The organism is Rhodococcus sp. 105337 (assembly GCF_012844225.1).
Classification (GTDB): Bacteria; Actinomycetota; Actinomycetes; order Mycobacteriales; family Mycobacteriaceae; genus Rhodococcus.
This window is the reverse complement of record NZ_JABAGQ010000003.1, coordinates 88607-108362: the sequence shown is the minus strand read 5'-3', so window position 1 is coordinate 108362 and position 19756 is coordinate 88607. Positions and strand designations below refer to the sequence as shown.

General features: G+C 68.7%; 18 protein-coding genes. 12 read left to right on the top strand and 6 right to left on the bottom strand.

Going from position 1 to position 19756, the window contains the following annotated elements; genetic code table 11:
* Both HF886_RS06895 and HF886_RS06890 read left to right on the top strand, forming a co-directional pair.
* Complete coding sequence (locus tag HF886_RS06895; RefSeq protein WP_169651901.1) at positions 1 to 2808, top strand: sensor histidine kinase; 2808 nt, start codon at positions 1 to 3, stop codon at positions 2806 to 2808.
* Positions 2805 to 3344, top strand: coding sequence for a phosphatase PAP2 family protein (locus HF886_RS06890; protein ID WP_169621182.1), 540 nt, complete (start codon positions 2805 to 2807; stop codon positions 3342 to 3344). The genes HF886_RS06895 and HF886_RS06890 overlap by 4 nt, the downstream gene beginning before the upstream one ends.
* A gap of 45 nt (positions 3345 to 3389) precedes the next feature.
* Here HF886_RS06890 and HF886_RS06885 read toward each other — a convergent pair whose 3' ends face one another.
* Positions 3390 to 3638: a DUF2530 domain-containing protein gene (locus HF886_RS06885; RefSeq protein ID WP_169621181.1), complete on the bottom strand. Its 249-nt coding sequence runs from the start codon at positions 3636 to 3638 to the stop codon at positions 3390 to 3392.
* Between the two features lie 81 nt (positions 3639 to 3719).
* Here HF886_RS06885 and HF886_RS06880 point away from each other — a divergent pair, with 81 nt between their 5' ends.
* The 4 genes from HF886_RS06880 to HF886_RS06865 all read left to right on the top strand — a co-directional run bounded on the left by HF886_RS06880 (position 3720) and on the right by HF886_RS06865 (position 7302).
* Complete coding sequence (locus tag HF886_RS06880; RefSeq protein WP_169621405.1) at positions 3720 to 5189, top strand: NCS2 family permease; 1470 nt, start codon at positions 3720 to 3722, stop codon at positions 5187 to 5189.
* 45 nt (positions 5190 to 5234) lie between these two features.
* Complete coding sequence (locus HF886_RS06875) at positions 5235 to 5666, top strand: MarR family transcriptional regulator (protein WP_169621180.1); 432 nt, start codon at positions 5235 to 5237, stop codon at positions 5664 to 5666.
* A 22-nt stretch (positions 5667 to 5688) separates the two neighbouring features.
* On the top strand, positions 5689 to 6156 hold the full coding sequence (locus HF886_RS06870; protein WP_206036957.1) for a MarR family winged helix-turn-helix transcriptional regulator: 468 nt from the start codon (positions 5689 to 5691) through the stop codon (positions 6154 to 6156).
* 339 nt (positions 6157 to 6495) lie between these two features.
* Positions 6496 to 7302, top strand: a complete 807-nt coding sequence (locus HF886_RS06865; protein WP_169621179.1) for an RNA methyltransferase — start codon at positions 6496 to 6498, stop codon at positions 7300 to 7302.
* A gap of 41 nt (positions 7303 to 7343) precedes the next feature.
* On the opposite strand, the gene HF886_RS06860 is transcribed toward HF886_RS06865, so the two are convergent.
* The 4 genes from HF886_RS06860 to HF886_RS06845 all read right to left on the bottom strand — a co-directional run bounded on the left by HF886_RS06860 (position 7344) and on the right by HF886_RS06845 (position 11522).
* Positions 7344 to 8045: a hypothetical protein gene (locus HF886_RS06860; RefSeq protein WP_169651900.1), complete on the bottom strand. Its 702-nt coding sequence runs from the start codon at positions 8043 to 8045 to the stop codon at positions 7344 to 7346.
* A gap of 10 nt (positions 8046 to 8055) precedes the next feature.
* On the bottom strand, positions 8056 to 8955 hold the full coding sequence (sepH, locus tag HF886_RS06855; protein WP_346765309.1) for a septation protein SepH: 900 nt from the start codon (positions 8953 to 8955) through the stop codon (positions 8056 to 8058).
* Positions 8956 to 9193: 238 nt separating this feature from the next.
* Positions 9194 to 10315, bottom strand: coding sequence for a phosphoserine transaminase (serC, locus tag HF886_RS06850; protein WP_169651899.1), 1122 nt, complete (start codon positions 10313 to 10315; stop codon positions 9194 to 9196).
* Positions 10316 to 10394: 79 nt separating this feature from the next.
* A complete protein-coding gene (locus HF886_RS06845) occupies positions 10395 to 11522 on the bottom strand; it encodes a citrate synthase 2 (RefSeq protein ID WP_169651898.1) in 1128 nt (375 codons plus the stop codon).
* A 217-nt stretch (positions 11523 to 11739) separates the two neighbouring features.
* Here HF886_RS06845 and pdxH point away from each other — a divergent pair, with 217 nt between their 5' ends.
* The 3 genes from pdxH (at position 11740) to HF886_RS06830 (ending at position 15044) form a co-directional block, all read left to right on the top strand.
* Positions 11740 to 12393: a pyridoxamine 5'-phosphate oxidase gene (gene pdxH / locus HF886_RS06840; RefSeq protein ID WP_169652035.1), complete on the top strand. Its 654-nt coding sequence runs from the start codon at positions 11740 to 11742 to the stop codon at positions 12391 to 12393.
* Positions 12390 to 13658 (top strand): MFS transporter, encoded by a 1269-nt coding sequence (locus tag HF886_RS06835; RefSeq protein WP_169651897.1) that lies wholly within the window; start codon positions 12390 to 12392, stop codon positions 13656 to 13658. Before pdxH ends, HF886_RS06835 begins: the two co-directional genes overlap by 4 nt.
* A gap of 216 nt (positions 13659 to 13874) precedes the next feature.
* The gene (locus tag HF886_RS06830) at positions 13875 to 15044 is read left to right on the top strand and encodes an MFS transporter (protein ID WP_169652034.1); all 1170 of its coding nucleotides are present in this window, start codon (positions 13875 to 13877) and stop codon (positions 15042 to 15044) included.
* Positions 15045 to 15073: 29 nt separating this feature from the next.
* Here HF886_RS06830 and HF886_RS06825 read toward each other — a convergent pair whose 3' ends face one another.
* Complete coding sequence (locus HF886_RS06825; RefSeq protein ID WP_169621400.1) at positions 15074 to 15949, bottom strand: LysR family transcriptional regulator; 876 nt, start codon at positions 15947 to 15949, stop codon at positions 15074 to 15076.
* 165 nt (positions 15950 to 16114) lie between these two features.
* On the opposite strand from HF886_RS06825, the gene bla reads away from it, so the two are divergent.
* The 3 genes from bla (at position 16115) to HF886_RS06810 (ending at position 19726) form a co-directional block, all read left to right on the top strand.
* On the top strand, positions 16115 to 17092 hold the full coding sequence (bla, locus tag HF886_RS06820) for a class A beta-lactamase (protein WP_240954920.1): 978 nt from the start codon (positions 16115 to 16117) through the stop codon (positions 17090 to 17092).
* 88 nt (positions 17093 to 17180) lie between these two features.
* Positions 17181 to 18164 (top strand): aldose 1-epimerase family protein, encoded by a 984-nt coding sequence (locus tag HF886_RS06815; RefSeq protein ID WP_169651896.1) that lies wholly within the window; start codon positions 17181 to 17183, stop codon positions 18162 to 18164.
* A 263-nt stretch (positions 18165 to 18427) separates the two neighbouring features.
* On the top strand, positions 18428 to 19726 hold the full coding sequence (locus HF886_RS06810; protein WP_169621173.1) for a citrate synthase: 1299 nt from the start codon (positions 18428 to 18430) through the stop codon (positions 19724 to 19726).
* Positions 19727 to 19756 lie beyond the last annotated feature (30 nt).

The window sequence follows — 19756 nt, the reverse complement described above, 5'->3', positions numbered from 1 at the left end:
GTGCCGGCCCCCGACTCCGCGGATCCGTTCGGTACCGCGGCGCTCCGGGACGGCATCGTCGCGGCATGGCGGTCGTCGCCCACTCGGTTGCGTGAGGACGCCGCCACCGAAGCCGACTATGTTCGCGCGGGTTACCGCGACCGGGTTCTCACCGAACTCGCCCAGAACGCTGCCGACGCCGCCACTCGCGCCGGCATCGCCGGTGAGATGCGGGTCTGGTGCGACGGCGACGCGCTCCACGTCGCGAACGTCGGAGAACCACTCGACGAAGCCGGATTGCAGGCACTGACGGCGCTGCGCGCGTCCAGCAAGAAGCAGGGCGTCGGGCAGTTCGGCGTGGGTTTCACAGCCGTCCTCTCGGTCGCCGGCGAGATCGAGGTGCGCTCCCGCACCGGGTCCGTTCGCTTCTCGGAATCCCGCACACGCGACGTCCTCGCCGAACACGATCTTCCGGTGCCCACATCGGGGATCCCGGCCCTGCGACTGGCGTGGCCCACCGACACCGCACCCACTGACGGCACCGACACGGAGGTCGTGCTGCACCTCAGGCCGGACATCGACGCGCAAGGTCTGCTCGACCGCTTCCGCGACGAGGCGGCCGACGTACTGCTCGAACTGCCGGCCCTACGCACCGTGGTCGTCGACGGGCACGAACTGACACGCACGGAGGCACCGCTCCCGTCCGGGCTGCACGACGTGCGGATCGGGGAACTGCGCTGGTGGGAGTACCGCGGCTCGTCTGCGCGGTGGCTCGTGCCGGTCGTGCGCGACCGGGTTCGGCCCGTCACCGCCGACGTGCTTCGAGCACCCACTCGCTCCGACGAGGAACTGTCCCTGCCGGCGCTGGTCGTCGCCGATGTGGCGATGCAGCCGGACCGTCGCCGGATGCTGCCGGGCGGACACCTCGAGACGGCGGGCGAGGGTTATGCGTCGTTCGTCGCGGCACTGCCGGCCGACCAGCGACTCGACCTCGTGCCCACGCCGGGCTTCGCGCGCAGCGACGCCGACCACCGACTGCGTGAAGCGGTGCTCGACGATCTTCGAAGCCGGCCGTGGTTGCCCGCCGCCGACGGCAGTGCAGACCTGTTGCCGTCGCGCGCGGTCGCTTTTCCGGGTCTCACCGACGAGCTGGCAGAGGTGCTCGCCGACATCGTTCCCGGACTGATCTCGCCCGCGCTGTGTACGCCGCGCTGTGCTCCGGCCCTTGCCGCGGTGGACGTCCATCTCATCGGCCCCGCGCGACTCGCCGAACTGCTCTCCGGCCACCACCGTGAGCCGCGCTGGTGGAACTCGCTGTACGAGGCGCTGATGCCGCTCGTCGTCGACGGGGTGGTCGCGGAGGAACTCGCCTCCCTGCCGGTCCCGTTGTCGGACGGGCGCACGGTGACCGGTCCCCGCACCACGGTGCTGGCCTCCGACTTGCCCGAGGTCCGGGACCTGGCGTTGCCGTGGGTACGGCTCGTGCATCCCGACGCGGCCCATCCGCTGCTCGTGCGGTTGGGCGCGGGCACCGTGAGCGCCGCCGATCTCCTGTCCGATCCGGCGCTCGTCGCGGCGGTCGAGGACGCCGACCTCGACGACCCCACCGACGACACTCCCGCGACGCTCGCAGATGTCGTCCTGCGACTGGTCACGCATGTGCCTGCGAGCGCCGTTCCCCGCGAACTGGGCGCCCTGCCGCTACCCGACGCGCACGGCGAACTCATGCCGGCGGACGAGTTGCTCCTGCCCGGCGCACCGCTCGCGGAGGTCCTCGTCGACGACGCGCCGTTCGGCACCGTCGCGCCGGACGTCGTCGAGAAGTACGGTGCCGATGCACTCCGCGCAGTCGGGGTCGGGTGGGGATTCACCGTCCTGCGAGCCGAGTTGCCCACCGGACCGGACCACAACCTGCCCGACGAGGACCTGTGGTGGGAGACGGTCGACACCGATCCGGACACGCTTGTGGCGGTGCGTGACCTCGACCTGGTCGACGAGGACCGCTGGGCGCAGGCACTCGCGCTGCTGGCGTCCGACCCGGCGACCGCCGCGGCACTCGCCGACCGCACCGGGTACACGGCGTGGTGGCTGCGCAACGAAGCGATCCTCGACGGGCAACGGCTGGGCCGGTACCGATGGGCCGACGACACCACCTTCGAAGGCCTGCTCGACCCGTGCACACATCCCGATGCGGACGCGTTCCGCAGCTGTCTCGCCGGTGACGGACTCGAAGACCTCGATCTCGCTCAGACTCTCCTCGACCGGCTCGCCGACGCGGCACGTCACCCCACACCTGCGGTGATCGTCGCCGCCCACACGACTCTCGCCCGCGCGTTCGCGTCCGGCACCGTCGAGGCCGACGCCGTGACACTGCCCGACGGTGTTCGGGCCGTATCCGGGGCGGTGGTCGACGCCGCCGACGCGCTGATCCCGGACCGGCCGTGGTGGGCCGGGGTGATTCCGCCCGATCGGCTCGTCACGGGTGCGGCGGGAACCGCGTCGGCACTCGCCGATCTTCTCGACCTGCCGGTCGCCTCGGCTGTGGTCACGGCCGAGCCCACCCGGCAGGGCCGAACCACGACGTGGGACCGCGAACCCGCTGCGGTCGCCGCCACGGTGATGACGGGCGCACCCCTCCCGAAGGGCCGGCTCGTCCTGCACGACCGGCTCACCGTTCGCTGCTCCGGTGCCTTGACCGGCGACCACGACGTGTCGTGGTGGGTCGACGCCTCGGGAACGACCCACAGCACCGTCGAGGGGCTGGTGCCCGCTGTCGCCGCGGTAAGCAACGCGCACGCTGTCGCGGGGCCGGGCGGCACAGGATCGTGAGCCCCGACGCCGATGTGCTCGAGTGGGCGGTCGCCGTCCGCGAGCCGTGGCTGACGTCGCTGATGACCGGCATCACGCACACCGGCGGTGTCGGGGCCACCATCGTGCTCGCCTTGATCGCTGCGGTGCTGCTCATGCGGGCCGGCAGGACGGGCGACGCAACTCTGGTCGGCGGAGCCGTGCTGACCGGGTGGCCGGTGATGTCCCTGCTGAAAAACCTGTTCGGGCGGACCCGCCCACCCGAACCGGAGCGGTTGATCGTGATCCAGACCGAATCGTTCCCGTCGGGTCACGCGATGATGACCGCCATCCTCGCGACGGTGCTCGCCGTCGTCGTGGTGCGGACCTGGCCGCGCGGGGACCGGCGGCGGATCGCCGCGTTCACCGTCCTGGCCACCTACTCCCTGGTCGTGGGGTTGTCCCGGATCTACCTCGCCGCGCACTGGACGACCGACGTGGTCGCGGGCTGGATCTGCGGGGTCGCGTGGGCATTGCTCTGGGTGTGGTTTCTCACTCGGGTGCGCCCGGCCCGATGAGCGCCGCCGGGTCCGTTCCGGCGTACCGGCGGCTCGCGACGAGGCTCAGTCCAAGCCGACCTGCGCGCCCCGATGCCCCCGTCGTGCCGCGCGCCGCTGAGCGAGAAACAGAGCAGAACCCAACAGCCCCACCAGAATTCCCGCGATACAGACCGGCAGGATGTCGCTCCAGCGGTCCCCGCCGAGCAGGACGACGACGGTCGCGACCACCCACAATGCGGTTCCGATTGCGAGGACGGGGCGCGGATCGGCGAGACGCCGGGTCCGCGCTGCGGCGGTGTGGGCTGGATTCACGATTTGCAGATTAGTTCGTTTCGGCTGCAATAATCTTCTCCCGTTGCGACGCACCGTACTCGACGAGCGGAATTCATGGACATGGCAGTGGGCACCGAACCCAAGCGATCATCCTTTCTGGATACGTACTTCAAGATCTCCGAACGCGGCTCGACGCTGTCCCGCGAGGTGCGTGGCGGCATCGTCACCTTCTTCGCGATGTCCTACATCGTTGTCCTCAACCCGCTGATTCTCGGCAGTTTCTCCGCCGACGACGCGACCGCCAAGATCGACGTTCTCGGCAACATCCTCCCGATCAATCAGGTCGCGGCGGTCACCGCACTGGTCGCGGGTCTGATGAGCATCGTCTTCGGTGTCGTCGCGAACTATCCGTTCGCGATCGCAGCCGGACTGGGCATCAACAGCCTGCTCGCCGTGAGCATCGCGCCGCAGGTGACGTGGCCCGAAGCGATGGGCCTGGTCGTCATCGACGGCATCATCATCGTGGTGCTGGCCCTCACCGGCTTCCGTACCGCCGTGTTCAACGCGATCCCGCCGGCTCTCAAGGCTGCGATCGCCGCCGGTATCGGCGCGTTCATCGCGATGATCGGCCTGGTAGACGCAGGTTTCGTCCGCCGCATCCCCGATGCCGCCGGGACGACTGTGCCGGTCGGACTGGGCATCGACGGGTCCATTGCCTCGTGGCCCACCTTTGTGTTCGTCATGGGCGTGCTGATCATGGGCGTGCTGGTGGCGAGGAAGGTCCGCGGCGGTCTGCTGATCGGCATCGTCGTCACCACGATCATCGCGATGATCGTCGAAGCGGTTGCCGACGTCGGCCCGTCGCTCGGAACGAACCCCAAGGGCTGGAACCTGAGCACGCCGGAGGCTCCCGGGTCGTTCCTGGGCATTCCGGATCTGAGCCTGGTCGGCCAGTTCGACCTGCTCGGAGCGTTCACCCGCATCGGCGTGATCGCCGCGACGCTGCTGGTGTTCACCCTGGTCCTCGCGAACTTCTTCGATGCCATGGGCACCATGACCGGTCTCGGCAAGGAAGCCGGACTCACCGACAAGGACGGCAACCTGCCCAACGTCGGGAAGGCCCTGGTCGTCGAGGGTGCCGGCGCGATCGTCGGTGGTGGCGCGTCGGCGTCGTCGAACACGGTGTTCGTCGAGTCGGCCTCGGGTATCGCCGAGGGTGCGCGCACCGGTCTGGCGAACGTCGTGACCGGCGTGCTGTTCCTGCTGGCCATGTTCCTCACCCCGCTCTACGAAGTGGTTCCGATCGAGGCGGCCGCGCCCGCACTGGTCGTCGTGGGTGCGCTCATGATCGGTCAGGTCCGCGACATCGACTTCTCCGATTTCGCCGTGGCGCTGCCCGCCTTCCTGACGATCATGGTGATGCCGTTCACCTACTCGATCGCCAACGGCATCGGCGTCGGATTCATCACCTGGGTGGTCCTGCATGCGGCCGGAGGGCGGATCCGCACGATCCACCCGATTCTCTGGATCGTCGCGGCGCTCTTCGCGGTGTATTTCGCGATCGATCCGCTCACCGAAATTCTCACCTAGTCGCGTCGGGCCGCGTCCGGGCCCAGGTGACGTATTGTGCTCGCCATGATCTCGGATACACGCGCACTAGCAGGCGACCTCGCGATCGCCGTTGTGCGTCTGACGCGTCATTTACGGGGGAGACGCACAGATTCCCGGGTCACCTTGACTCAGCTGTCGGCTCTGGCGACGCTGGGTTCGGAGGGGGCAATGACACCGGGGGCGCTGGCAGCCCGTGAGCGCGTTCAGCCGCCGTCGATGACACGGGTCATCGCGTCACTGCACGACCTGGGCTTCGTCGGGCGCACGCCGCACCCGACCGACGGCCGCCAGATCATCGTGACGCTGTCCGATTCCGGGAAAGAGATGCTCGCCGACGAGGCGCAGGCCCGTGAAGCATGGCTGACGGAGCGTCTCGAGAAGCTCGATCCGGCCAGCCTTACGACGCTCCGCAGCGCCATAGATATCCTCTCGGCACTGGTGAACGACGAGAACTGATCCGCGACGGGGGGCTGAACAGGTGACACGCGAGAGCGACGAGGTCTTACCGACTCCACCCGACCTGCTCGGCATGCCGGGATACCTCGCGCGCCGGCTCTACCAGGCGTACACGGCGTACTGGGGCAAGTACGTCGATCCTGTTCTGACCGGACCGCAGTTCTCCGTGATGACCGCGGTGCGCCTGTTCCCGGGCTCCGATCAGGGAAGCATGGCCGTCGCGGTCGCCCTCGACAACTCCACGATGGCCGACCTCTCGCGCCGCCTCGAAGTGCGCGGCCTGCTCGCCCGGATCCCGGACACCTCCGACGGCCGGCGAAAGTTGCTGTACCTCTCGCCGGAGGGTGAGACGGTGCTCGACAAGGTGACGGCGCGGGTGACCGCACTGAAGGGGCCGTTGCTGTCGCCCCTGCCGGAGGACGAACAGGTGCAGTTCATCAGGACGCTCCAGCGCGTCGCAGAGCACTGGGAACGGCTCGCCGGCAGCTGAGCTCGAACCGCCGTCGCACGCGGTGACCGCCAGAATTCACCGATGGCCGGTCGGGTGCCCCGGCCCGGCCGTAGCATCGGGGTGTGGTTCTCTTCTACGAGATCTTGCTCGTGCTGGCGTCCGTGGCGATCGTCTGGTTCTCGATCTACGTGCTGTACCGCCTCGTTACCGACGGTTCCTCCGACCACCGCTGACGCCACGCGCCGTTCAGGCCCGCACCCGGAAGGGTGATCGGGCTCGCTCGTGGTCCCGGACGGGCCGAGGTACCGCCGCCCCGCGCCTGCGCGACCGGTCCGGACCCGGCGGGTTCGTGCTTCGGCCTGCTGGGACAATGAGCATGTGGTTCACGTTATCGACATCGACGACCCGGCCGACCCGAGGCTGGACGACTTCCGCGATCTCAACTCTTCGGATCGCCGGCCCGACCTTCCCGGCGGCAAAGGACTCGTGATCGCCGAGGGCGTTCTGGTGGTGCAGCGGATGCTCGATTCGCGGTTCGCGCCGACAAGCCTGCTCGGCGTCGACCGGCGCCTCGGGGAACTTGCCGACGACCTGCGCGACGTCGACGTCCCGTTCTTCCGGGCCGACGCCGACGTCATGGCCGAGGTGGTGGGGTTCCATCTCAATCGCGGTGTCCTCGCGGTTGCGAACCGTCCCGAGCCGCTCGAACTCGGCGACGTGCTCGAGAAGGCCACGACCGTCGCGGTGCTCGAAGGCGTCAACGATCACGAGAACATCGGTTCGATGTTCCGCAATGCGGCCGGGCTCGGAGTCGACGGGGTGCTGTTCGCGAAAGGCTGCGCCGACCCGCTGTACCGGCGGGCGGTGCGGGTGTCGATGGGGCACGTCCTGCGGGTGCCGTTCGCCTCTGTGGACCGGTGGCCGCACGATCTGGATATCTTGCGGAACAAGGGTTTCCAGCTGATCTCGCTCACTCCCGATCCGCACGCCGTCCCCCTTTCCGCAGCGATGACCGGCGAGAAAGTCGCGTTGCTCCTCGGCGCCGAGGGCCCCGGACTGACCGAACACGCGATGCGTGCAACCGACGTGCGCGCGCGGATCCCGATGGCCCCGGGCACCGACTCGCTCAATGTCGCCACGGCCGCCGCGATGGCGTTCTACGAACGGGTCCGGATTCCGCGCTGACCGGGCTACAGGCTGACCGGTGGCTACAGGCTGACCTGTGGCTACAGGCGGGCAGTGCGCCGCCACCACGAGGGACGGCGACGCCGGGGCGCCGGTGCGGCTTCTTCCCGGTCCCGCAATTCGAACCCGCACACCTCGATGTCGGCGGGATCGGGTTCGGCGGCGAGCCGCCCCACATACCGGAAGCCGAGCCACGCGGCGTTGGCGTGCTCGACGAGTCGGCGAGGGTGGAAGGGGAGCGAGTGCGGCGGGGGAGCGACCTCGGCCGGCCAGCGGATCGGATGCTCGCCGGCCCAGAACGGACGTTCCCACGCGAACGGGACGCCCTCGTCCTCGAAGAACTCCACGGTGCTCGCCCCGAACGCCCGTCGGAGCGTGCCGCGCTCCCATGCGGCAAAGGCGCCCCATGCCCCGGGTGCGTCGGACACGGTGAGAAACGTGTGTTCGGCCGCGAGGGTCTGCCGCCACCGCAACGGCAGCTGCGAGGGGGTGCGGAGCGACAGTTCACTACTGCAGACGACGGTGACGCCGGGGTAGCTGCCGACGAAGACCTGCTTGCCCCCGGGATCGCCGCCGTGCACCGCGAGTGAGAGCGGAACCCGGCCGATCGCAGCGGGATGCCGGTCCGGAAAGAGGCGCCCGAGCAGCGCGCGGGCCGCCTCGGGATCCGGCCGGGAGTCCCGAAGGACCGCGGCCGGATCGGGAGCGTCGACGTGCCACAGCGCCGAGACGATCGACGCCATCGGCGATCCCTCAGATGCGTCCGTTGCTGCGCACGCCGAGCAGCACGTCGTCCCAGGACGGGAGTGCGGGCTTACCGCGCTTGTCCCTGTTCGGCGAGTGCGGGGTGTGCGTCGCGGCGGGATCCTCGTGCTCGTCGGATGCGGTCACCGCGACCGTCTCGGTTCCGGGGGCTTCGAGAATGGCGGGTTCCGCACTGGGCTCGGCGACCGCGGGCTGGTCGAGCGGAATCGGGCTCGCCACGGCTGCCCGGCGCTCGGCGATCTCCGCTTCGGTCGAGTCGTCGACGTCGCGTGCGGAGTAGACCGGGGTCAGGTATCGCAGCGGACGGCCGCAATCCGGGTCCACGAGGTCTGCCGCGATGTCGTCGAGCGCGGTGATGGTGCCGCCGTGCGCATCCGGCTGGTAGCGCCAGTGCGCGGTGTTGGTGGACCGGCCCGCCTGCCACTGCAGTTCTGCGACCCAGTGCCCGTCGTCGTCGCGCCAGGCATCCCACGTGGCCTCGTCGAGGTTGTGGCCGCGGGCGCGGAACGCCTGCGTCACGATCTCGAGGAGGGTTTCGACCGTGGGTCCGTCGGGGCGGACGGGGTGACCCTTCTTCGCCATGTCGACCGCCCGGGACCGTTCGAGCAGCACCGGGTAGGCGAAACGCTCGACCTTGGCGATCGGGATGCCGGCCTCCTGGGAGACCTGTTCGACCGACGCGCCGCCACGGATCCGCGCCTGGATCTCGCGGGGACGGAGCTGGCTCGTGGTTTCGATCTGGATCTGGCCCAGGCGGGCGAGATCGCCGCGTGATGCCGCACGCAGGGTGTCGTCCACCGGAATACGGAACTTGTCACCCGTGTTGGGATCGGCGAGCACGACATATTTTGCATCGGGCTCGAGACCGACCACTCGAAGCTCTCGCACCTTTGACCTCCTCGCGCGCCGATCGCGATTGACCCGCCCGACTGTAATCGAGTCGTCACATTTCGTGGCGCGGACACGCCGCGCCACGCCGGGCGACGTCACACGATTTCCCCCAGGACGCGTTATGGTCCTAGGTTCACCGAAATGTCTCGATCTTAGGTTGAGGGTTGGGTACGGGAGAGGGGCCGAGCCCCGCTGAGGACCCGGCCCCTCGCGACCGTCGCTGACTACCCGTTGCTCAGAGCTGCGAAACCACCCAATCCACGCATTTCGTCAACTGCGTGACGTCCTCGGGATCGATCGCCGGGAACATACCGACGCGCAACTGGTTGCGCCCCAGCTTCCGGTACGGCTCGGTGTCGACGATGCCGTTGGCGCGCAGGATCTTTGCGACCTTCGCCGCGTCGACCGAGTCGGCGAAGTCGATCGTTCCGACCACCTGCGAACGCAGCGCCGGATCGGTGACGAACGGCGTCGCGTACTCGGAAGCCTCGGCCCACTCGTACAGGCGCGACGACGAATCCTTCGTACGGCTGACAGCCCAGTCGAGGCCACCGTTGGCGTTGAGCCACTCGATCTGGTTCGCGAACAGCAGCAGGGTGGCCAGCGCCGGGGTGTTGTACGTCTGGTCCTTGCTGCTGTTCTCCACTGCGATCGGCAGCGACAGGAAGTCCGGGGTGTACCGGCCGGACGCCTGGATCTCGGCAACCCGCTCGAGTGCGGCCGGGCTCATGAGCGCGATCCACAATCCGCCGTCCGCCGCGAAGCACTTCTGCGGCGCGAAGTAGTACACGTCGCTGTCGGCGATGTTCACCGGCAACCCGCCCGCACCCGAGGTCGCGTCGATCGCGATGAGCGCGTTCGACGACCCGGCCGGACGCTGCACGGGCACAGCCACACCCGTCGACGTCTCGTTGTGCGCCCAGCCGATCAGATCGGCGGACGCGTCGGCCACGATCTCGGGAGCCGATCCGGGCTCGGAGCCCATCACGATCGGATCGCCGATGAACGGATTCTTCTTGGCGACGGAGGCGAACTTCGACGAGAACTCGCCGTAGGTGAAGTGCTGCGACCGTTCGCGGATCAGGCCGAACGCGGCTGCATCCCAGAATGCCGTGGTGCCGCCGTTGCCGAGGACGACCTCGTACCCGTCGGGCAGGGCGAACAGCTCGCGCAGGCCGGAGCGCACCCGGGCCACGACGTCCTTGACCGGCTTCTGCCGGTGGCTGGTGCCGAATACCGAAGCGCCGACGTCGACGAGCGACTGGAGCTGCTCGGGGCGAACCTTCGACGGGCCACAGCCGAAACGGCCGTCTGCGGGCTTGAGGTCGGCGGGAATGATCGGTGAAGCGTCTGCCATCGGAATGCGTGTCCTAAGCGTCGAGTGACATGGTGCAGATGTAGTCTAGACCGCTTGCGTGAGCGTCCGACGGGGTGCGTCAGCGGTGGGAGATCGACTCCCAGCCGGTGACGGCCTCGACGGACCGAGGATCCGGTCCGGTGTAGATCGCCGCGGGACGTACCAGCCTGCCGAGACGCTTCTGCTCGAGGATGTGCGCACACCAGCCCGCGGTCCGTCCGCACGTGAACATCGCCGGCATCATCGCGGCCGGAACCTCGGCGAAATCGAGGATCACGGCGGCCCAGAACTCGACGTTGGTCTCGATGGCGCGGTCGGGACGGCGTTCCCGCAATTCGGTCAGCGCTGCCTGCTCTAGTGCCGCAGCGGCCTCGAAGCGGGGAGCGCCGAGTCGCTCGGCGGTGCTGCGCAGCACGCGGGCACGGGGATCTTCGGCGCGATACACACGGTGCCCGAAGCCCATGAGCTTTTCTTTGCGGTCCAGGATGCCCTGGACCACAGCGCGCGGATCGCCGCTGCGCTCGGTCTCCTCGATCATCGGCAGGACGCGCGCCGGGGCACCGCCGTGCAACGGACCCGACATCGCACCCACGGCGCCGGACAGCGCGGCAGGCGCATCGGCACCGGTGGACGCGATCACCCGGGCGGTGAAGGTGGAGGCGTTCATGCCGTGCTCGGCAGCCGACACCCAGTAGGCGTCGATGGCCTCGACGTGCTTCGGGTCGGGATCGCCCTTCCAGCGCACCATGAACCGTTCGGTCACGGTCTTCGCCTGGTCGACCTGCTCCTGGGGTACCGCCGGCTGGTAGATGCCGCGCGCCGACTGAGCGACGTACGACAGTGCCATCACCGCGGAGCGCGCGAGGTTGTCGCGGGCGGTGGCGTCGTCGATGTCGAGCAACGGCTGGAAGCCCCAGATGGGCGCGAGCATCGCGAGGCCCGCCTGCACATCGACGCGCACGTTGCCGGTGTGGATCGGGAGCGGGAAAGGCTCGGCGGGGTGCAGACCCCGGCCGAACTCGCCGTCGACGAGAAGTGCCCACACGTCACCGAAGGTCACGCCCCGATCGACGAGTTCTTCGATGTCGACACCGCGGTAACGCAGTGCGCCACCGTCCTTGTCGGGCTCGGCGATATCACTGGTGAAGGCGACGACGCCTTCGAGACCTGCGACGAAATCCTCGGGTACAGACGCGCGCGGTGCCATGCGAATGGGCTCTCCTCTTTCGTGTGCCGCCCGATCCGAGCCGCACTGCCGGTGGAATGAGGACACCGGTGACTGTGATCGGCACCCCACTCGAGTCGTCAGGTGAACTCTAGTCCTCGACCTCGTGTCTTCGGGCGTCGGCCGTCCCGGAGTACCGTCTTCGTCCGTGCAGCCCGAACCACCGCGCCGACACGTGCCGGCAGACGATCTCGCGTCGATGCGTGCCGACTACAACCCGTCGGACCCGGCCGAAACGCTGTCCGCCGATCTCGGACCCGCGCTCGCCTCCGACGGCTGGCTGCCGCTGTTCCGGCAATGGCTGGCCACCGCCGTCGAGGCCGCCGTGCCCGAGCCCAACGCGATGGTGCTCGCGACCGTCGACGAGAACGGCGATCCCGCGACCCGGACGGTGCTGTGCAAGGCCGTCGGACCCGAGGGCATCACCTTTTTCACGAACTACGAATCGGACAAGGGACGCCACCTGGCCGCGCACCCGTACGCGTCCGTGACCTTTCTGTGGCTGCCGCTGCACCGCCAGGTCACGGTGCGGGGCAAAGTGGATCGCGTCGCGCCCGAGGAGACCGCGGCGTACTGGCGGACCCGGCCGCGCGGGTCGCGGCTCGGTGCCTGGGCGTCGCAGCAGTCGCGGCCGGTCGCGTCCCGCACCGACCTCGAACACGCACTCGTCGAGGCGGGCAGAGAGTACGGCCTCGGATCCGACGAGGACATTCCCGTTCCGCCGTTCTGGGGCGGCTTCCGGATCAGTCCGGACACCGTCGAATTCTGGCAGGGGAGACCCGACCGTCTGCACGACCGGATCCGTATGCGGCTCGTGGACGGAGCGTGGTCCGTCCGGCGTCTCCAGCCGTGAGACGCATCCTCGCCGACACCACACCGCTGCAGAACAAGGACTTCGCGCGGCTGTGGTGGGCCGGTGTCGTGACCGTGGTCGGCGCCCAGATGGCGATCGTCGCGGTGCCGCAACAGATCTACGAGATCACCCGGAACTCGGCCTATGTGGGGCTCACCGGTGTGTTCGGTCTCGTGCCGCTCGTCGTGTTCGGGCTGTGGGGCGGCGCGCTCGCGGACGCGATGGACCGGCGCACCTTGCTGACCATCACCTCGGTCGGCCTCTGCGTCACCTCGCTGCTCCTGTGGGCACAGGCCGCAGCGGGTTCGGGCAACGTGTGGCTGCTGCTCGGCGTGTTCTCGGTGCAGCAGGCGTTCTTCGCGGTGAATCAGCCCACCCGCGCGGCCGTGATCCCGCGTGTGCTTCCCACGGGCCAGATCGCTGCGGCGACCTCGCTCAACATGACCGTGGTGCAGTTCGGTGCGATCGCCGGTCCGCTGCTTGCCGGGGTGCTCATCCCGATGGTGGGGTTGTCGACGCTGTACCTGCTCGATGCCGTCTTCCTCCTGGCGACGCTCTGGGCGGTCGTCCGGCTGCCCCCGATCCCGCCGCTGGGAGAGGTGACGCGGGCGGGACTGCGCGCGGTGCTCGACGGGTTCCGTTACCTGTCCGGGCAGAAGATCCTGCTGGCCTCCTTCGTCGTCGACATCGTCGCGATGGTTTTCGGAATGCCGCGCGCATTGTTTCCTCAGATCGCTCACGAAACCTTCGGGGATCCGGTGCAGGGCGGATTCGTCCTCGGCGTGCTGTTCGCGGCGATGTCGGTGGGAGCCGTTGTCGGCGGCGTGTTCTCGGGGTGGCTGCCGAGAGTGCGGCGACAGGGGCTCGCGGTGATCGTGTGTATCGCCTTGTGGGGCGTCGCGATGGCCGGATTCGGGATCGTGGTGTGGTTCGCCGATTCGGGCGGGAGCGCGCTGCTGGTGTGGCTCGCGGTGGCGTTCCTCGCGTTCGGCGGGTCGGTGGACATGGTGTCGGCGGCGTTCCGGTCGACGATGCTGCAGACCGTCGCGACCGACGAGATGCGTGGCCGGTTACAAGGAGTGTTCATCGTCGTGGTTGCCGGCGGTCCCCGGATCGGCGACGTGCTGCACGGTGCCGCCGCCGCGGCGGCCGGGACCGCGGTTGCGGCAGCGGGTGGCGGTGTCCTGGTGATCGTCGGCGTCGCGGTGTGTGTCTTCGCGTTCCCCGCCTTCGTCCGGTACCGGGTCGAGAGAACCCTGTCGTAGGGCGCGCTCCACGCGGCGGTGGCGGAACTCACCCCTGACGAATTCGAGGTGGGCGGGTCCGAAGCGGAAGATGGAACGGGCCGGACACAGCCGTCCGGACTTTCCTTTCGCGTACCTCGTGCACTCTCCGAAGGCTCTCTCATGACCACGGCTCCCGCCTGCCCACCCGACGACGTCCGGATCGACGACGGTCCGCGGGCAGGGCGCACCCGCGCGATGTGGGCACTCGCGCTCGGCGGGTTCGGGATCGGGACCACCGAATTCATGGCGATGGGCCTGCTTCCCGACATCGCGACCGGGCTCGGTGTCTCCGAGCCGACCGCCGGACACGTCGTGTCCGCGTATGCCGCCGGCGTCGTGGTCGGTGCACCGCTCCTCGCGACCCTGACCGCCCGGGTACCGCGCAAGACGCTGCTGATCGCCTTGATGGTCGCGTTCACGATCGGTAACGCGGCGACGGTGCTGGCACCGGGCTACGGCGCGCTCGTGGCCTCCCGGTTCGTTGCCGGCTTGCCGCACGGCGCGTACTTCGGCGTCGCCGCAATCGTCGCGGCGCATCTCGCCGGTCGGGGACAGCGGGCGCGGGCCGTCGCACTCGTGATGATGGGACTGTCGGTCGCGAACGTGATCGGGGTGCCCGCGGCGTCGTGGCTGGGTATGGCACTGGGCTGGCGCATCGCGTTCGGCCTGGTCGCGGTGATCGGGGTGGCCACCGTCGCCGCGGTCGTCGCGTGGGTGCCGGACCTGTCCATCCGTACGACGAGCGTGCGGACCGAGCTGGGTGCTCTGCGCCGCAAGCAGGTGTGGATGACGTTGGGCGTCGCGACGATCGGCTTCGGTGGTGTGTTCGCGGTCTACACCTACATCAGCACCACCCTGACCGACGTCGCGGGCGTACCGAAATCGGTGGTCCCGGTCGCCCTGATGCTGTTCGGGCTCGGCATGGTCGTGGGCAACGCGGTGGGAGGTCGCCTCGCCGACCGCGCTCTGGTGCCGGGCATCTTCATCACCGTGGGTGCGCTCGGCGTGCTGCTCGCCGTGTTCGTCGTCGCGGTGCACAACCCGTACACGGCTCTGGTGATGGTGTTCCTGCTCGGCGGCGGATGCGCGGCGGTCGGTCCGGGGCTGCAGGTCCGGCTGATGGACGTCGCGGACGATGCCCAGACGCTCGCGGCGTCGCTCCACCACGCCGCGTTCAACCTCGCCAACGCGATCGGCGCCGCGATCGGCGGTGCGGTGATCGCCGCCGGATTCGGGTACACCGCACCGGCCGCTGCCGGAGTGATCCTCGCGGCGGCAGGTGTGCTCATTTTCGCGATCGCGGTGCGAATGAAGGACGACAGCGGCCCAGCGCGGGGGGAGGCAGCGGCCACCGAAGCGCGGTGACCGCTGTCCGAGCCGCCGGGATGTACGGCTCAGCGCACCCGTTCCCTGAAGACCACCCGATCGAGCGCCGCGACATACCGGTCGATGTCGGCGCCGGTTCGCCACACGAGACGCACCTGCAGCGCGGTCGCGGCGGGAGCCAACTGCAGCCACGCGACCCCCGGCGCCGAACCGGGCCTCGTGGTCGACATCCCGAAATGGGTGCCCGCAGCCACTGCGGCGAGGACGGCGCGGTCGTCCGGCGCAGTCGTCGTCTCGACCTCGAGACCGCGTTCGCGCAGTAGATCACGCACGGCGTCGAAGGCCCCGGGGTTTCCTGTTCGTGCAGGGGCTGCGAACGCCAGATCGGAGAGCATCGGGAACCGAGGCCGTTCGGCGTGGGCGCTGCGATGGTCCTTCGGCACGACGACCCACCGCGGAATCTTGGTGACGGGCCCGGCCTCCACGCCGTCCACGAGCGTGGGAAGTTCGACGACGGCGAAATGGCATCTGCCCGACCGCACCGCCTCGATCAGGTCGACGGTGGTCCCCGATTCGGTCGTCACCGCCGCATCGGTCTCGGCGCACAAGGCCGCGACGCACGCGGTGAGCAACCGGTCCGGGAGCGCGACGCAGGCGCCCCAGCGGACCACTGCGCGGGCGCCGGCCACGCGGACCGCTTCCGTGAGAAAACGGTCGGAGTCGTCGAGGAGCGAGCGGGCGTGGGGAAGCAGGTGCGCACCGGCGGAAGTGAGAACGGCACCCTGCTGCGTGCGGTGGACGAGCGGGGTCCCGATGTACTCCTCGAGGCGCCGAAGTCCTTGGGACAGTGGAGGTTGCGTCATCTCCAGTTCGGCTGCGGCGCGCCCGAAGTGTCCTGTGTCGGCGACCGCGACGAAGAACCGGAGATGACGGATCAGATCCATGGCCGACATTCAACCAGCGTCCTCGACACCGTCCCCGCTTTTACCGGAAGTGCGGCCAGTGTCGGCCTCGTACAGGGCTGTCACCAGGGGTGATACTTTTTCCGACTTGCCCCGGCCTCCGTAAAGTATTGGCATCGGCGAGAGGCCGGATGCTGTTGTAGCTGCATGGCAACACCACCCGCAGTCGACCGAACAGCACTGTCCCGCAGAGGCTTTCTCTCCGGTGCCGTCGTCCTGTCGGCCGCTCCGATCCTGGCCGCATGCGGCGCATCGGGCAGCACGATGCCACCGGATGCGACCCCGGCCGCGAGGGGCGTACCGGAGACACGGTTGCAACTGCCCGCGCTCGACGCACGTCTCGCCCGGATCGAGAACGACCACAAGGTCCGGCTCGGGGTGTTCGCGCACTCGCCGATCGACGGTCGGAGCTGTTCATACCGCGGCGACGAGCGATTCGCGATGTGCTCGACCTTCAAGATCTACGCAGCGGCCGGAATTCTGCGTCTCGAATCCCTCGGCCGGCTCACCCTCGACGAGACCATTGCGGTCGAGCCCGCCGACATCGTCGTCAACTCGCCTGTGACGACCGAACATCAGGGCCGCGTCATGACCGTGGGTCACCTGTGCGAGGCCGCGCTGACCCGAAGCGACAACACCGCCGCGAACCTCCTGTTGCGACGCCTCGGCGGACCGGACACGGTGACAGCCCTCGCGCGGGCTGTCAACGACAAGGCGACTCGCCTCGACCGGTGGGAACCCGAACTGAACGAAGCGGGGCGCGGCGACGAGCGCGACACCACGACCGCCGCCGGGCTCGGAGCGGGGTGCCACGAACTGCTTCTCGGTGCGGGGCTGCCGCCGCAGCAACAACGCACCCTCGCGGGGTGGATGCGGGGGAGCCTCACGTCCGACAAGCGCATCCGTGCGGCACTGCCGCCGGGCTGGACCGCGGCCGACAAGACGGGAGGAGGCGACCACGGGACGGTCAACGACGCCGGGGTCGTGTGGTCGCCTCAGGGGGATCCGCTCGTGCTGGTGGTGCTCTCGGATTCCACCACCGGTGACCCCGACGTGCCGATCGACGACGTCCCGACGGTGGCCGCCACCGCGGCCGTGATCGAGGCCATGACGACCGGTATGTGATCCGGGACTGCGGGGCAGGTTGGCGGTACGGACAGGTCAGCCGCCCGAATGGGTAGTGCGATCGCCCGCCGCCCGCAAGACTGGGTACATGTCCGACTCGATCCACCACTCGCAACGCGATCACCCGACCGATTCCCGGCCGGGAGACGGTCCCGCGCATTACGTGATCCGCGGCGGCGGCTACCGGGCCGAGGTGTCCGAGGTGGGCGCGGCGGTGCGTGAACTGGTGTACGACGATCCGTCCGGCCCCTACCGGCTCGTCGAGAGCGGGCCGGCCGAGGAACCGTGGCTGTACGCGGGCGCCGTGCTGGCGCCGTGGCCGGGTGGGGTGCGCGACGGCCACTTCTTCTTCGACGGAATCGAACACCAACTGGCGGTCACCGACCCGCGCCGGAAGACCGCCGTGCACGGCTTCGCCTGGAACAAGAAGTGGGACCTCGTGTCGCACACGGCTACCCGTGTCGAACAGGTGCTCGAGGTCGGATTGCAGACGGGATGGCCCTACCGGCTGCTGCTCACCGCGACCCACGAACTCGGTGAGTACGGGCTCGTCGTCACCCACACCGCGACCAACATCGGCGATTTCCACGCACCGTTCGGACTCGGAGTGCACCCGTATCTGCGGGCCGGTGACACCCCGCTCGACGAGTGCAGTCTGCACCTGGCGGCGGGTACCCGCGTTCCGATCGACCGCGAACGCGGTCTCCCCACCGCGTACTCACAACCCGTCGCCGGTACCGAGTACGACTTCACCGCACCACGCTCCCTCTCCGGTGTACGGCTCGCGACACCGTTCAGCGCGCTCGACGAGGACGCCGACGGTGTGGTGCGTCACCGTCTCTGCGGTCCCGACGGGCGCGGTGTGGAACTGCGAACGGTGCCGGAGTTCGGGTGGTTGTACGCAACCACCGAGACGGCCGGGTCCGGGGGTGCTGCTGAGCGTTCGCTCGCACTGATTCCCGCGACGTGCCCTCCTGATGCGTTCAATCTGGGTATCGACGAAGTGGTCCTGCAGCCGGGGGAGGGCTGGGACGCCAGTTGGGGCCTGGGTGCGGTGGGTTTCTCCGGGTGACGCACGGGCGCCGTGTACGGCAGGAGGCGGGGTGGCAATGGTGCTACCACACGGATCGCGTACGATTACCCCAGGTAAGCGGCGTGCGCCGACCTTGCGGCGGAGTTTCCGAGGGTGCGGGCCGACGTCCGACGTCGATATCAACGAAACACTGTGCGGGGACTTTCGACCGACCCTGGCTGGGCGCACGCGCTGCGCTACGGCTAGGTTCTACCTGAATGTTCGGAAGTTTCTCGTAGGTCTGAGCTTGAGAGGGATCCTTCGTGCCCGCTGAGAATGAACCCACAACCGCCCTCAGCTACCCCGGTGGCGAGCACGCGATGTCGATCGCCAAAGCAACGGAAGGCAATGACGGTATCGAGCTGGGCAAGCTCCTTGCGGAGACCGGGTACACCACCCTCGACCCCGGTTTCGTCAACACTGCCTCCACCAAGTCGGCGATTACGTACATCGACGGTGAGAAGGGCATCCTGCGTTACCGCGGGTACCCCATCGAGCAGCTGGCCGAGAAGGCCAGCTTCATCGAGGTCAGCTACCTGCTGATCTACGGCGAGCTGCCCACGTCGGACCAGCTCGAGACGTTCACCGACAAGATCCGCCGGCACACGCTGCTGCACGAGGACCTCAAGCGCTTCTTCGACGGCTTCCCGCGTAACGCGCATCCCATGCCCGTCGTGTCGAGCGCCGTCAACGCGCTCTCGGCGTACTACCCGGACTCGCTCGACCCGGACGACTCGGAGCAGGTCGAGCTGTCGACGATCCGCTTGCTCGCCAAGCTCCCGACGATCGCCGCCTACGCCTACAAGAAGTCCGTGGGCCAGCCGTTCCTCTACCCCGACAACTCGCTGTCGCTGGTCGAGAACTTCCTGCGGATGACGTTCGGTTTCCCGGCCGAGCCGTACGAGATCGATCCCGAGATCGCGCAGGCTCTCGACATGCTGCTGATCCTGCACGCCGACCACGAGCAGAACTGCTCGACGTCGACGGTGCGTCTGGTCGGCTCGTCGGACGCCAACCTGTTCACGTCCATCTCGGGCGGCATCAACGCGCTGTGGGGCCCGCTGCACGGCGGTGCGAACCAGGCTGTGCTGGAGATGCTCGAGCAGATCAAGAACTCGGGCGGCGACGTCAACGAGTTCGTGCGCAAGGTCAAGAACAAGGAAGACGGCGTGAAGCTCATGGGCTTCGGGCACCGCGTCTACCGCAACTACGACCCGCGCGCCGCGATCGTCAAGAAGACCGCCGATTCGATCCTCAAGAAGCTCGGTGCGGGCGACGAACTGCTCGAGATCGCCATGAAGCTCGAAGAGGCCGCGCTCACCGACGACTACTTCATCGAGCGCAAGCTGTACCCGAACGTCGACTTCTACACCGGTTTGATCTACCGCGCCATGGGCTTCCCGGACCGCATGTTCACCGTGCTGTTCGCGTTGGGCCGCCTGCCGGGCTGGATCGCGCACTGGCGCGAGATGCACTCCGACCCGACCCTCAAGATCGGGCGCCCGCGCCAGATCTACGTCGGCCACACCGAGCGTGACTACAAGGGGATCGATCTTCGCTGACCGATCTGTCCGAGCGTGTGCGACGACTGC

Coding starts and splice junctions, on each gene's coding strand:
- HF886_RS06880 (WP_169621405.1), top strand. CDS start 3,720: ATGGCAGTGGGCACCGAACCCAAGCGATCATCCTTTCTGGATACGTAC.
- HF886_RS06875 (WP_169621180.1), top strand. CDS start 5,235: ATGATCTCGGATACACGCGCACTAGCAGGCGACCTCGCGATCGCCGTT.
- HF886_RS06860 (WP_169651900.1), bottom strand. CDS start 8,045: ATGGCGTCGATCGTCTCGGCGCTGTGGCACGTCGACGCTCCCGATCCG.
- serC (WP_169651899.1), bottom strand. CDS start 10,315: ATGGCAGACGCTTCACCGATCATTCCCGCCGACCTCAAGCCCGCAGAC.
- HF886_RS06845 (WP_169651898.1), bottom strand. CDS start 11,522: ATGGCACCGCGCGCGTCTGTACCCGAGGATTTCGTCGCAGGTCTCGAA.
- pdxH (WP_169652035.1), top strand. CDS start 11,740: ATGCGTGCCGACTACAACCCGTCGGACCCGGCCGAAACGCTGTCCGCC.
- HF886_RS06830 (WP_169652034.1), top strand. CDS start 13,875: ATGTGGGCACTCGCGCTCGGCGGGTTCGGGATCGGGACCACCGAATTC.
- HF886_RS06825 (WP_169621400.1), bottom strand. CDS start 15,949: ATGGATCTGATCCGTCATCTCCGGTTCTTCGTCGCGGTCGCCGACACA.
- bla (WP_240954920.1), top strand. CDS start 16,115: ATGGCAACACCACCCGCAGTCGACCGAACAGCACTGTCCCGCAGAGGC.
- HF886_RS06815 (WP_169651896.1), top strand. CDS start 17,181: ATGTCCGACTCGATCCACCACTCGCAACGCGATCACCCGACCGATTCC.